This is a genomic window from Nitrosomonas sp. H1_AOB3 (assembly GCF_015709435.1).
Lineage (GTDB): Bacteria > Pseudomonadota > Gammaproteobacteria > Burkholderiales > Nitrosomonadaceae > Nitrosomonas > Nitrosomonas europaea.
In genome coordinates, this window is record NZ_CP054389.1 from 2,378,852 (window position 1) to 2,393,283 (window position 14,432).

The window sequence follows — 14,432 nt, forward strand, 5'->3', positions numbered from 1 at the left end:
TGATAACGTCGGCTTGCTCCTTTCAAAACGTGTAGGTAGCCCCTATGCCAGCGCTCCAGTTTCGGCCAGGTGCAGGCTCGAAATACCGCCCGTTTCCTTCGTTCACGATGATCGAGCCCGCATACCGCCGATCAAAGAGATTGTCTGCTCGGGCGTATACCCGTCCCTGCCACGGCCCCGCATGCCAGAGATAGCCTGCGCTGAGTGCCGCGACGAAATACGCAGGTGTGGCGTCGGAGTTAGCATCATTGATGGCAACGCTTCCAAGGTACCTGCCCTCGATGCCGGCTTGCCAGCCTTCTCTCGGCTCCCAGGCCACCGTGGCGTAAGCGGCTTGGCGGGCTGTGCCTGGAATCCGATGGCCTGCGCGAATGGCGTCGGATACAGATTCCCGATAGCGGGCGTCGAGCCACGAATAGGAAAACTGGACACGGGCATCGCCAGCGAATCGCGCGCTCCATCCCAGCTCTACGCCATCGCGCCGTGTTCGGCCGGCATTGCGATACGATGTGCGCCCGCCCAGGCTGGTGGCAGGTACGATCTCGTCCTGCGTATCGCTGCGAAAGATCGCTACGGTTAGCAATCCACCGGCAACTTCTTTCTTGGCACCCAACTCGAAGTTGTCGCTCAGGGCGGGATCGAGGCCGAAATTCATCCCCGGCTGTGCATCTGGCCGGTATGACAATTCATTGAGAGTCGGAGTCTCGAATCCTCGGCCATACGATGCGTAAAGCATGGTGTTTTTCGCCGGCGTGTAGCGCAGCGCAGCAATGGGCAATGCCTTGCGATAGCGCAGGCCGCCGCTGTCGTCCGGGTTGCCTGGGACGATATAGTGGTCGCTGGAATCAAAAGATACTGTGCTGTAGCGCAAGCCCGCATCCACCGCCCATTGGGGAGAGGCTTGCAATGACATCTGCAGGTACGGGTCCAGGTTATAGACACGGTTGGTTTCATTGCGCCGCAAGTTTCCCCGCTCACCCAATGTCGGCGCGCCAGAGCTTCCCGTATAGTTTTCGTATCCCTTTCTCTGCTCAACCATACTGTCGTACGACAGGCCAGCGATGAGTGTCAGTGGTCGATCGGCCACCGACAGTCGAGACGTCCAGCGCAGATCCGCACCACCATAGCTGCGCGCGAGATCTATCATCCCGCCGGCACTGCCGGGTGGTTGTTGCACAGCTACCGGAATCGCCTGGTACTGTACGGTATTGCGCTGGCCATAGTACAGCATGGCGCGCAGCGAATGGTTCGCGTCGATATCCCGCTCATAGACCAATCCCCCCTGTGTTTGCTGGACCATCTTGCGCGTATTGAAAGTCCTGGCCTGTATGGCTGCGGTCCGGGGATTTGATTCGAACTGTGAACGGGTCAGCCCCAGCGGATCCTGCGCAGTCAGGTCTACGCCATTGGCGACGATCGTCAACCGGCTTGCATCATCGAGTTGCACCCCAAGCTTTACGTTGCCGAGGTTCTTGCGTGCAGCACTGTGGTCCCGGTATCCCCCGGTGGTGAAGTGGCTGGCGCTCACGTTATAGTCGATCAGGCCCAGAGCGCTTTCGGTGGCGCCGGAGGCGCGCAATCCATAACGTCTGGTTCCATAGCTGCCAGCTGATATATCGGCAACCCATTGCGGCGGCCTTGAACCTTCTTCGGTAAATACCTGCACCACGCCGCCGGAGGAGTTCCCATACAGCGCCGAGAATGGGCCGCGCAGCACCTCCACGCGATCCGCTGATGCAATATCGATGTTAGACGTCTGTCCTTGGCCGTCCGGCATGGTCCCGGGAATTCCGTCTACGTAAAGGCGTACCCCGCGCACGCCAAAGCTGGAGCGGGCACCGAAGCCGCGAATCGACAACTGCAGGTCTTGCGCGTAATTCTGACGATTCTGTAGCTGCAGCCCTGGCACGCTGACAAGTCCTTCGGACAGGTTGATACCCGGCTGGCGCGCGCGGAGCTGGCGTCCGTCAATCACATCGACAGACGCCGGTGTATCAGCTATCGATGCTCCCAATCGAGTCGCTTGTACTACGACGGGTGCAAGCGTCGTGGTGGGCATCTCCTGGGCCGCAGCTATGCTCGGAAATAGAAGAAGCAAGGCCAAAACTCCCATACGTGAAGTCACGCAGAAAGGCTTGGCAAAGCGCACGGTATCGTCTCAACGCGGTGCGGGTGTGTCGGTGCCGTGCGCCGTGACACGCCAGATGGTATTGCCCACATCATCCGCGATGAGCAAAGCACCTTCAGCATCTTCGGCCAGGCCCACCGGTGCGCCCTTCAAGGTCTTTTGATCAACCGATGTAAAGCCGGTGACGACCGGTTCCGGCACCCCCTCGGGCTTGCCATCCTTGAAGCGCACAAAGACAACGTCATATCCGCTCAATGGGGTACGGTTCCAGCTTCCATGCTGGCCTATGAAGGCTCCACCATGGTATTTCTCCGGTAGATTGCGGCCCTGATAGAACCACAGTCCCAGCGGTGCCACGTGCGAACCCAGGGCGTAGTCCGGGCGGATGGCCCTGGCCACGAGATCCGGACGCTGCGGCTGCACGCGCTGATCCACATGCTGTCCGTAGTAGCTGTACGGCCAGCCATAGAACCCGCCTTCCTGGACGGAGGTGAGGTAGTCGGGTACCAGGTCTGCGCCGATTTCGTCACGCTCATTAACGATTGCCCAGAGCTTGCCGGTCGTTGGCTCCCAACCCAATCCCGTGGGGTTTCGGATGCCAGACGCATAGATGCGGCTGGCCGCCGATTGCACATCGACTTCGAGCACGGTTGCACGTCGGTATTCGATATCCAGGCCGTTTTCAGCTACGTTGCTGTTGGAACCGACCCCGACGTAGAGCTTCTTGCCATCGGGGCTGGCCAGCAGTGCCTTCGTCCAGTGATGGTTAACGGTACTGGGCAAGTCCGTAAACTCCACGCCGGGGTCGGACATGCGTGTCTCGCCTGGCGTGTAACGATACTTCATGATGTTGCCGGTATTCGCGACATATAGCGTATCGCCGATCAATTGCACGCCGAATGGGGAATGCAGATTCTCGATGAAGACGTACTTTTCCCATTTACCGCTCTGGCCGGCCGCCTTGCGCAGCAGTGTGATGCGGTTGCCGCCTTTGCCACCCTTACCAGAGCGATCTTTGACGATGCTCGCGATCATCTGCTTGGGCGAGGTGATAGGCACGGTGCCTGGGCTGTTGGCTTCGACCACCAGCACATCGCCATTGGGCAAGGTCAGAAGTTGCCGGGGGTGCATCAGGCCAGAGGCGATCTTCTCGATCGCCAACCCATCCGCGACGGTTGGCTTTTCACCTTCCGCCCACCCCGTTCTATCCGGAGTCTGGATGGGTGGAATGAAGAACTTCTGTGCCTTGGGCAGTGGAGGATTCGCACCCGATTGCTGCGCAGGCTCATAGGTTGCCTTTTCACAGCCGGCCAGCACCATCATCAGTGCCACCGCACATGCCTGGGCTATGTATGTTTTATTCATGGCGGCCTCCCCGTGTTGTGGCTTGTTGCAGCGCGCTGACGATCAAACCGATGGCGATCAAGGCCACCGTCACCGCGGAAAGCCAGACCCCTTCGGGCATAACGCCATAAGCATCCCGGGTGTGGACAAAGGCGTTCACGATAGCTGTGATGATGGCGACAAGATTGAGCCAGAAGTCCAGCTTCTCGACACGAGAACTCCGCCTGGCGGGCATCCAGACGTGAACCAAATTGATCAGGCGGGGAATGATTGCAAAGATCAGCCCGATCACATTGAGCCAGGCAGCCGACTTGACCCAAAACACGTTGGCGTTACATGCATAGATCGCATCGAAGATCAGTGCCGCGACGAAGAACCCAAAGGGTATGGGATTGAGAAGCGCGAACACGGTGTGTGCCAGCCGCGATCGTGTCTGTACGGGATGTGTGAGCATTGGAAACCTCTGACATGAACTGAGTACGGATAATAATTCTGACGATCTGCATTGCCTTTTGGTACCGCAAGCCGATTGTTCAATATAGACCACGCTGGTTTCCAAATGTCATGCTACCAGCCGGCCCATGAGCATTACCTTGGTATCGTTGAGTACCGCGTTACTGTACTGACGTTTGCAAGCAAGTGACAGAGTAGCGCAGGCGCAGGAGGAGATAAAGCAGCCGTATTCAGCGATTAAAAACCAAGAAAGATATGCTAAAAAGGTCGTTGCTTCCTTGATATCGAACGAGTTCAAATTTAATTACCTATTATCCTGTTTAAAGCAAGATTGCTGGTGGCAGTATGTTCGGTGCTCGACATATCGTGAATGAGAATAAAACTGCGGGACGAATCAAAGAGAAATGGATGTCTTGTTACAATAACAATGACTTCATCATAAGGGTGAGGTATGCGTCGTGCGGTTGAGCAACTGGTTAAGAATGGCAAATTGCAACAAAAGGGAGTGCGCAGTGGCACACGTTATCACTTGGCCTAACTTGGCTCAAAATTTACCTTATCTGCCACGCCTAAGCCAAGACATTGAATCATACAGGCTATCGGACAATGTATGCCTTATTGGTGATAGCCGAGCTATAGCAAAGCGCAGCACATCTGCTACCGACGAAGAGGCTCGTCATTGATGAGCGAGACTGAAGCCCAAACACGAGCCGACCTGATCGACCAGCAACTCGCGTTATCAGGCTGGAACGTCAAAGACCCGACTCAGGTTATCGAAGAATTCGACATCCTCACTGCGTTGCCAGCGGGTATAGCCGAACCACGCACCCCATACCAGGGCCATCAGTTCAGCGATTATGTCTTGCTGGGCAGAGACGGTAAGCCACTGGCCGTGATCGAGGCCAAAAAAACCCTCCGAGATGCCGCGCTTGGCCGCGAGCAAGCCAAGCAGTACTGCTACAACATCCAGAAGCAACTGGGCAGTGAACTGCCATTCTGCTTCTATACCAACGGCCACGAACTCTATTTCTGGGATCTGGAGAATGCACCGCCCCGCAAGGTCGTCGGTTTCCCCACGCGCGACGATCTGGAGCGTTTTGCCTACATTCGCCGCAACCGAAAGCCGCTGACGCAGGAGTTCATCAACACCTCGATAGCCGGCCGGGACTACCAGATCCGTGCGATTCGTTCAGTGCTCGAAGGTATCGAGCAGAAAAAACGTGACTTCCTGCTGGTGATGGCCACTGGTACCGGCAAAACCCGCACCTGCATTGCCATGGTCGATGCACTGATGCGTGCAGGCCATGCCGAGAAGGTGCTGTTCCTGGTTGACCGCATTGCCCTGCGCGAGCAGGCCTTGGCCACGTTCAAGGAACACCTGCCCAACGAGCCTCGCTGGCCCAACGTGGGCGAAAAACTCATTGCCATGGATCGCCGCATCTATGTGGCGACCTACCCGACGATGCTCAATATCATCCGGGATGATGCGCAGCACCTGTCGCCACACTTCTTCGACTTTATCGTCGTGGACGAAAGCCATCGTTCCATCTACAACACCTACGGCGAAATCCTCGATTACTTCAAAACCATAACCCTCGGTCTGACGGCGACGCCGACCGACATCATCGACCACAACACCTTCCAGCTCTTTCACTGCGAAGACGGCATTCCCACGTTTGCCTACACCTATGAAGAGGCCGTGAACAACGTGCCGCCCTACCTCTGCAATTTTCAGGTCATGAAGATTCAAACCAAATTCCAGATGGAGGGCATCAGCAAACGCACCATTTCGCTGGAAGATCAGAAAAAGCTAATCCTGCAAGGCAAGGAGGTTGAAGACATCAACTTCGAGGGTACCCAGCTTGAAAGGCAGGTGATCAACAATGGCACCAACACCCTGATCGTCCGCGAGTTCATGGAAGAAGCCATCAAGGATGCCAACGGCGTGCTGCCGGGCAAGACCATCTTCTTTTGTGCCACCAAGGCACATGCCCGGCGCATCGAGGAAATCTTCGACAAGCTTTATCCGCAATACCATGGTGAACTGGCCAAGGTGCTGGTATCGGACGACCCGCGCGTTTACGGCAAGGGTGGTCTGCTCGATCAGTTCACCAACAACGATATGCCACGCATCGCCATCAGCGTGGATATGCTCGATACCGGCATCGACGTGCGCGAAATCGTCAACCTCGTGTTCGCCAAGCCGGTCTACTCCTACACCAAGTTCTGGCAGATGGTCGGGCGCGGCACGCGCCTGCTGGAAACCAGCAAACCTAAGCCTTGGTGCCTTGAAAAGGAGGTGTTCCTGATCCTCGACTGCTGGGACAACTTCGAATACTTCAAGCTCAACCCTAAAGGCAAAGAACTCAAACCGCAGTTGCCGCTCCCGGTGCGGCTGGTGGGCCTGCGCCTCGACAAGATCGAGAAGGCCAACGACAGCGGCCATGCCGACATTGCCAGTCGTGAAATTGCCAAGCTCCGCCTGCAGATTGCCGCGCTGCCCAAAGAGTCGGTCGTGATCAAGGAAGCCGCCGCTGCTCTGGCGCGGCTGGACGATGACAACTTCTGGATCAGCCTCAGCCATGACCGACTGGAATTCTTGCGCGCTGAAATCAAGCTGCTGTTCCGCACTGTTTCCGAGGCCGACTTCAAGGCCATGCGTTTTGAGCGCGACCTGCTCGAATATTCGCTGGCTGTGCTCAATGAAGACAAAGAACAAGCCGAAACGATCAAGGAAGGTATCGTCGAGCAGATCAGCGAACTACCGCTCTCGGTCAGCTTCGTGAAGCAGGAAGAAGCCCTGATCCGCGCGGCGCAAACCAGCCACTACTGGGCCAAAGCCGACGAAGAGGCCTTTGATGAGTTGGTGGCCAAGCTCGGACCTTTGATGAAATTTCGGGAACAATCCACAGGCCAGGGGCAAACCCACCTGGATTTGGCCGATGAGCTGCACAAGAAGGAATGGGTGGAATTCGGCCCGCAGCACGAAGCTGTCAGCATCAGCCGTTACCGCGAAATGGTCGAGGCGCTGATTACTGAATTGACGGAGCACAACCCGGTGCTGCAGAAGATCAAGAACGGCAAGGCGGTGAACAGCCAGGAATCCGATGAACTGGCCGAACTGCTGCATGAAGAACACCCGCACATCACCGAAGACTTGCTGCGCCAAGTTTACAAAAACCGTAAAGCACGTTTTATCCAGTTTATCCGCCACATTCTCGGCATCGAAGTGTTGCAAAGCTTCCCGGATGAAGTCAGCGCCGCCTTCGGCCAGTTCATTCGTGCCCACACCACCTTGTCCAGCCGCCAGATGGAGTTCCTCAACCTGTTGAAGAACTTCATCATCGAGCGCGAGAAGGTGGAGAAGAGAGACTTGATCAACGCTCCCTTTACGGTCATTCACCCGCAAGGCATCCGTGGCGTATTCAGCCCGGCCGAAATCAACGAAATCCTGCAGCTGACCGAAGGGCTGGTGGCATCATGATTGAGTCTGAGCCTGCAAAATGATCTCGATTAAAAAGGACAAACTATGCCAAAAATGGATGTAAAAGGCATAGCAGTAACGGTCTACTCGGAAAATGCCATGGATTTCATTTCCCTGACCGACATGCTTCGCGCCAAAGACGGCGACTTTTTTATCTCTGACTGGCTTCGCAACCGCAACACCGTTGAGTTTCTGGGCATTTGGGAGCAGGTGCACAACCCGAATTTTAATTATGGCGAATTCGCCACAATTAGAAGCCAGGCTGGCCTGAACAGCTACAAAATCAGCGTCAAGGAATGGGTCGCCAGGACCCATGCCATTGGGTTGGTGGCCAAGGCCGGTCGTTACGGGGGCACCTATGCCCATAAAGATATTGCTTTTGAGTTTGGCATGTGGATCAGCGCTGAATTCAAAATTTACCTCATCAAGGAATTTCAACGCCTCAAGGAAGCTGAACAACAGCAACTCGGCTGGGACATTCGCCGCAACCTTACCAAGATCAACTACCGCATTCACACAGATGCCATTCAGACAAACCTGATCCCGCCTGCGCTGACGCAAAGTCAGATTAGCTTGATTTATGCCAGCGAGGCAGACTTGCTGAACATGGCATTGTTCGGGAAAACGGCCAAACAGTGGCGCGAAGAAAACTCCAATAACAAAGGCAATATTCGAGACGAAGCCAATGTTTCGCAGCTGGTTTGCCTTGCCAACCTGGAAACCTTGAATGCCCACTTTATCCATCAGGGGCTGCCGCAGGTCGAGCGGCTAAGAATCCTCAACCAGACCGCTATTCACCAAATGAAATTGCTGCTTGCCGACAGAAGCCTCAAGCAGTTGGGCTGAAATTAACCATGCTACAGAACAACCCCGAACTCAAAAGCAAGATCGACCAACTCTGGAACAAGTTCTGGAGCGGCGGCATCAGCAACCCGCTCACCGCCATCGAGCAGATCACCTACCTGCTGTTCATGAAACGGCTGGATGAACTTGATCAGAAGAGACAGGCCGATGCCGAATGGACGGGTGAAAAATACACCTCCAAGTTTGAAGGCACCTGGATTCCTCCCGAGGAGCGCAACTGGCCTGTGGCGGAACAGCGCCCCAGCAATAAACGCATGCTGCGCTGGAGCGAGTTCAAGCGCATGCAAGCCGAAGAGATGCTGCAGCATGTGCAAGGCAAGGTATTCCCCTTCCTGAAAGACCTGAACGGTGCCGAATCCAATTTCACCCACCACATGAAAAACGCCGTGTTCATCATCCCCAAGCCAGCGTTGCTGGTGGAGGCGGTGAAGACCATCGACGAGATCTTCGAGGTGATGGAGAAGGACTCACGGGAAAACGGCCAAGCCTTCCAGGACATCCAGGGCGATGTCTATGAAATGCTACTGGCCGAAATCGCCACCGCTGGCAAGAATGGCCAGTTCCGTACCCCGCGCCACATCATCAAGCTGATGGCCGAACTGGTACAGCCCCAACTGGGTCATAGGATCGCCGACCCTGCCTGCGGCACGGGCGGTTTCCTGCTGGGTGCCTACCAGTACATCATCACCCAGCTGGCCATCAATGCAGGCACCAAGAACCTTGAGCCCGATGAAGACGGCTTTGTCCGCACCTCGGTTGCCGCCACACTGACCGAAAAGGCCCAGACCATCCTGCAGGAAAGCCTGTACGGCTACGACATCGACGCCACCATGGTGCGCCTGGGGCTGATGAACCTGATGATGCACGGCATCGACGAGCCGCACATCGACTATCAGGACACCCTGAGCAAGAGCTACAACGAAGAAGCCGAATACGACATCGTGCTGGCCAACCCACCCTTTACTGGCAGCATCGACAAGGGCGACATCAATGAAAACCTACAGCTCTCTACCACCAAGACCGAACTACTGTTTGTCGAGAACATCTATCGCCTGCTCAAGAAGGGTGGCACCACCTGCGTGATCGTGCCGCAGGGCGTGTTGTTCGGCTCCGGCGGGGCATTCAGGACGCTGCGTCAACTGCTGGTGGAGCGCTGCGACCTCAAGGCCGTCATCACCCTGCCCAGCGGGGTGTTCAAACCCTATGCCGGGGTCAGCACCGCCATTCTGCTGTTCACCAAGGTCTGGGGGGCGAAGGACAAGGTTGCCAAGCCCGCCACCGAGCATGTCTGGTTCTACGAAATGGCCGCCGATGGCTACTCGCTAGATGACAAGCGCACAAAGCAGGAAGGCTGTGGCGACCTGCAAGACATCATTGCCAAGTACCACGCCCGCGACGCGGCGACCGACACTGACCGCACTGCCAAGTGCTTCATGGTGCCGCGCAGCGAGATTGCCGACGAGAAAAACAACTACGACCTCTCACTCTCGCGCTACAAGGAAGATGTATTCGAGGAAGTGCACTACGACGCGCCGGGTGTGATTCTGGATCGGCTGATACAAGCCGAGGTAGGTGATGTGGATGAGGCGGAACTGGCCAAGGTGCAAAGCGGCATTGTGCGCGAGTTGCTGGAACTGAAGGGGATGGTGGGATGACTCCTTCAGTCAAACTAAAACCTTACATCACCCAAGTCAGAGGGATTGCTTACAAGCCTGATGAAATTGCGGATACCCCTTTTGAAAATTCTGTACCATTGCTTAAAGCGAATAACATCACAGACGATGGCTTGGATAGTTCCTCTTTGATCTACATCGCCGCAGACAAAATTAAGTCTGAGCAATTCATCAGAGCCGGCGACTTATTGCTGGCGGCGTCAAGTGGAAGCAAGAAGGCAATTGGCAAGAATGCACATTTTCCAGAGTCGTTTTCTGGTTCTTTCGGTGCATTCTGTAAAGTTGTTCGCCCAAAGAATGGACTTCACTCGGATTACTTGAAGCATTTTTTCAAAACAAGATATTACCGATCATCAATTGAAAAGGCCGTCCAAGGTGCAAATATTAATAACCTTAGGAACGAACACCTTGATGATCTTGAGATTTCCCTTCCGCCCCTCAATGACCAAATCCGTATTGCCCATCTGCTCGGTAAAGTGGAAGGGCTGATCGTCCAGCGCAAACAACACCTGCAACACCTCGACGACCTGCTCAAGAGCGTGTTTCTGGAGATGTTTGGCGATCCAGCGCGGAACGAAAAGGGGTGGCCAATCAATCCGTTGGTCATTTATATGAGTGAGCAGCCGAATAACGGTCTGTACAAGCCCCAATCATCCTATGGATCTGGGATGAAAATTATCCGAATTGACTCCTTCTACGATGGAATTGTTCAGAATATAGAAGAACTCAAGCGCGTTGAGGTTACAGATGCAGAGTTGTTGAAATTCGAGATTCGGCCATTCGACGTTCTTGTAAACCGAGTTAATAGCATCGAGTACCTGGGAAAGATCGGTGTGGTTCCAGCCATTGCGGAGCCCATGGTTTACGAGTCGAACATGATGCGCTTTCGTCTAAATCATGAAGCAATGCTTCCCGTATTTTTGATGTACTTCTGGAGGACTCCATATTTAAAGTCTCAGATCAACAGCAAGGCAAAGAAGGCTGTGAATCAGGCCAGTGTTAATCAGCAGGATGTCACTGGTCTACTTGTTCCGCAACCGCCGATTGATCTTCAAAAGCAGTTTTCCACCATCGTAGAAAAAGTCGAAACCCTCAAATCCCGCTATCAGCAAAGCCTTGCCGACCTCGAAGCACTCTACGGCGCGCTAAGCCAGCGGGCCTTCAGGGGCGAACTGGATCTGTCGCGCGTGCCGATGTCCTTGTAAAACGCGAGTGGAGAGTAAAACTCATGACCAACCTTCAGAGCCTTGGCCTTGCCTATCGCAAAGCAAAAGTCGATCTGTATTACTCGTCCCATGCTTCTCTGGATGCAATTGCAAAATACGAAGAAGACCTGTATGCCAATCTTTCTACACTGCTGGAAAAGATTAATGGCGATGATGAATCATGGGTTACATCACCCGAGTTTGTCGGCACTTGGATATTGGTACCCAAGTCCGTTGATGTGGATTGTTGGAAAAAACATAAAAAAAACCATGGCAGTGGCCTGATTTTTTCATCACCTACCGAGGAATGGGAGCACGCAGTCAAAACCTTGGCGGATAAGAAAATGCCCGAAAAACCAAAGGCCAAATTTCGGGTGATGGCCCAATGCAGTCTGGACTTTCATGTTCTATCCACGCTGTGGATGCTCGAAGTTGGCCACCTGTTTGATGCTAAGTTAAGCGGATGCGCCTATGGCAACCGCTTGCGCCTCAAACAAGATGACAAAGGCATCAACACGTTGTCACTCGGCTCGTTCAAACCTTATCTCAAGCCTTTTCGTGATTGGCGCGATAACGGGATCGTTGCCATGCGTATCGCGCTGGATGTTGATAAAAAGATCGTGGCATTGACAGCAGATGTCCGCTCTTTCTATCACGAACTGAATCCCGGCTTTATGCTGAACCCAGCTTTCATCACCGATGTGCTGGGGCTGGAGCTGATAGAAGAGCATGCCAAGCTGCATCGTTTGTTCATTCGTGCCTTGCAAGCGTGGGCAGCGGCAACACCCTTGAAGAAAGGCTTGCCTGTTGGCCTACCCGCATCAGCTATCGTTGCCAACATTGCACTGATCGAGCTGGATCGCTTCGTTGAACAGCAAGTTGCGCCGATCTATTACGGGCGCTATGTCGATGACATTCTGCTGGTCATGGAGAATGGAGCAGGCTTTTGTTCGACGGTGGAGCTATGGGAATGGTTGTTTGCCCGTGCCGACAAAAAACTGGGCTGGGTGGATCGGAAACAAAAGCAGATTTGCTTTAAGCCCGCGTACCTCAGCGAAGGTGAGGGGAAGAGCCAGGTTCACTTCGCTAATGGCAAAAACAAGGTATTCATTCTGGCAGGTGAACCGGGGAAGACCTTGGTGGATGCCATTGCCCACCAGATTCACGAGCGTGCCAGCGAATGGCGAGCCATGCCACGGCTGCCTCGGTCAGCCACGCATGTGGGAACTGACCTGCTGGCTGCAACACAAAATGACGGTGAGATAGCTGACAATCTGCGCAAGGCGGATGCGCTGACCATGCGCCGGGCGGGTTTCGCCATCAAGCTGCGTGACTTCGAAGCCTATGAGCGTGATCTGTTGCCCAAAGCGTGGGTAGAACATCGTCGTGCTTTTTTTCGCGCCTTCATTCAGCATGTGCTGGTATTACCACAGTTTTTCGATCTGGCTGTCTATCTGCCGCGAGTCATTCGCTTGGCGACTGTCTGTGAAGACTTTGCCGATCTGCATCGGATCATTAAAACTCTGGAAGGGCTCTGTAAACGGGTGCAGGAACAATGCGACATCGTTATCAAGGCGTGGCCAGAAGGTGAAGAGAAGCCGGATGATACGGAGATGCTGAGGCGTTGGAAAGGGCAGCTTTTCACCAGTATCCGCGAGAGCATCACGGCTGCATTCCCGCCCCGCTTATCCAAAGAAGGCAAGCAGGCGTGGCAAACTTACATGGCCGACTGTCATCCGGCCGTCGATCTTGATGTTTTTCTGTCCTGGCCGTTGTCCGCCAAAGACTTTCAAACACAGCAGGCCCGTCTATTCTCATTTGATCTTGCACATATGCCTTTCCGCTTCATGGGGCTGCCGAAGGAAATGGTGGCCCAGCATGGTATTCCCGCTAAAAAGACCGTGCTCAACTGTGATAGAGCTGCCGAACTGCTACCGGACAATGTAATCAATGGTGCTTGGACGCTTGCCAAATGGATCGGCTTCAAGTATCTGCCAAATGGTTTGCTATTCGCTACTCGCCCTTACAACTTGCCAGAACTATTCATTCTGAATCGTCATGCCTACGCTAAGGCTGAGCAGCGCACCATGCAGGATGTGGTGGTGGCAGTGCGGGGTTTTGAGTTAGGAGAAAAAGCGCCTCTCTTCGATAAAAATAACATATTGCAGATACCAGACGGTGCCGCTCCACGCAAGTGCGGCATTGTCGTTTCCAGTTGGAAAACGCAAATGGAGAGTTGGATCGCATCTGTGATGCGAATGCCTGACCCGGATGCTGACCGATATGTACGACTATGTCGATTGCTGGATGGTGTAATAGCTCAACCAAGGGAAAGTTGTTATCTGATCCTGCCGGAGTTGGCGCTGCCTGCGCACTGGTTTGTCCGTATTGCTCGCAAGTTGCAAGGTCGTGGAATTTCGCTGATCACTGGCATCGAATACCTGCATGCCAGCAAGGCACGAGTACGCAATCAAATATGGGCAGCCTTGTCACATGATGGTTTAGGGTTTCCCTCGCTGATGATTTATCGGCAGGACAAGCAGCGGCCCGCATTGCATGAAGAGCAGGAGCTACAGCGCCTGGCCGGGTTGGAAATGAAGCCGAACAAGGCGTGGAAAGCACCTCCCATCATTCAGCACGGCGACTTGCGCTTCGCCATACTGATTTGCAGCGAGCTGACCAATATCCGTTATCGCGCTGATCTGCGTGGCAAGGTAGATGTGCTGTTCGTGCCGGAATGGAACCCCGATACCGAAACCTTCAATGCGTTGGTGGAGTCCGCCGCATTGGACATCCACGCCTACATCATCCAGTGCAACGACCGGCAATATGGCGACAGCCGTATCCGTGCACCCTACAAGGATAGTTGGAAACGTGATGTGCTTCGGGTCAAAGGTGGTATCACTGACTACTGCGTGATTGGTGAAATCGACGTGCAGTCCCTGCGCCAGTTCCAGAGCAGTCATCGTTCACCCGGCAAACCATTCAAGCCGGTACCGGATGGATTCAATGATGCAATGGATCACAGTCGCAAGGTGTTGCCTGAAGAAGATAGGGGATGAATAAGTGGATGATCACTGCACGAGGTTTTTCAAGATCAACAGCCTGAGCAAATGCCTATTCTGTGCTTCAATGATCTTTTGAGCGAATATCACAGAGAAGCAGGTTCTACACCACTACCTGCCTGTTGTCGCCACTGTACCAGTAGCTACAAATGTTCCTGAAGTCACTACCTTTTCCAGTTCAAGTTTAGAGATTACAGCAACGGCAACATGATTCGA

At 54.2% G+C, this 14,432-nt stretch carries 8 protein-coding genes; 5 read left to right on the plus strand and 3 right to left on the minus strand.

Annotated features, from left to right (window positions below; all coding sequences use genetic code 11):
- Nucleotides 1-22: 22 nt before the first annotated feature.
- The 3 genes from HRU73_RS11160 to HRU73_RS11170 are packed head-to-tail and all read right to left on the minus strand — an operon-like array spanning nucleotide 23 to nucleotide 3,926.
- Entirely contained in the window at nucleotides 23-2,113 is a 2,091-nt protein-coding gene (locus HRU73_RS11160; protein WP_353765137.1) for a TonB-dependent receptor domain-containing protein, read from the minus strand.
- Nucleotides 2,114-2,158: 45 nt separating this feature from the next.
- Nucleotides 2,159-3,493: a PQQ-dependent sugar dehydrogenase gene (locus tag HRU73_RS11165; protein ID WP_287398728.1), complete on the minus strand. Its 1,335-nt coding sequence runs from the start codon at nucleotides 3,491-3,493 to the stop codon at nucleotides 2,159-2,161.
- On the minus strand, nucleotides 3,486-3,926 hold the full coding sequence (locus HRU73_RS11170) for a DUF2231 domain-containing protein (protein WP_287398729.1): 441 nt from the start codon (nucleotides 3,924-3,926) through the stop codon (nucleotides 3,486-3,488). The genes HRU73_RS11165 and HRU73_RS11170 overlap by 8 nt, the downstream gene beginning before the upstream one ends.
- 681 nt (nucleotides 3,927-4,607) lie before the next feature.
- On the opposite strand from HRU73_RS11170, the gene HRU73_RS11175 reads away from it, so the two are divergent.
- Genes HRU73_RS11175 through HRU73_RS11195 form a run of 5 tightly spaced genes read left to right on the plus strand, consistent with a single transcriptional unit; the run spans nucleotide 4,608 to nucleotide 14,213 of the window.
- Nucleotides 4,608-7,409 carry a type I restriction endonuclease subunit R gene (locus HRU73_RS11175; protein WP_287398730.1) on the plus strand — a complete coding sequence of 934 codons (2,802 nt, stop codon included), beginning with the start codon at nucleotides 4,608-4,610 and terminating at the stop codon, nucleotides 7,407-7,409.
- Nucleotides 7,410-7,454: 45 nt separating this feature from the next.
- The gene (locus tag HRU73_RS11180; RefSeq protein ID WP_287398731.1) at nucleotides 7,455-8,255 is read left to right on the plus strand and encodes a KilA-N domain-containing protein; all 801 of its coding nucleotides are present in this window, start codon (nucleotides 7,455-7,457) and stop codon (nucleotides 8,253-8,255) included.
- 8 nt (nucleotides 8,256-8,263) lie between these two features.
- Nucleotides 8,264-9,928 carry a type I restriction-modification system subunit M gene (locus HRU73_RS11185; RefSeq protein WP_287398732.1) on the plus strand — a complete coding sequence of 555 codons (1,665 nt, stop codon included), beginning with the start codon at nucleotides 8,264-8,266 and terminating at the stop codon, nucleotides 9,926-9,928.
- Nucleotides 9,925-11,151 carry a restriction endonuclease subunit S gene (locus HRU73_RS11190; protein WP_287398733.1) on the plus strand — a complete coding sequence of 409 codons (1,227 nt, stop codon included), beginning with the start codon at nucleotides 9,925-9,927 and terminating at the stop codon, nucleotides 11,149-11,151. Before HRU73_RS11185 ends, HRU73_RS11190 begins: the two co-directional genes overlap by 4 nt.
- Before the next feature lie 23 nt (nucleotides 11,152-11,174).
- Nucleotides 11,175-14,213: an RNA-directed DNA polymerase gene (locus HRU73_RS11195; protein ID WP_287398734.1), complete on the plus strand. Its 3,039-nt coding sequence runs from the start codon at nucleotides 11,175-11,177 to the stop codon at nucleotides 14,211-14,213.
- Nucleotides 14,214-14,432 lie beyond the last annotated feature (219 nt).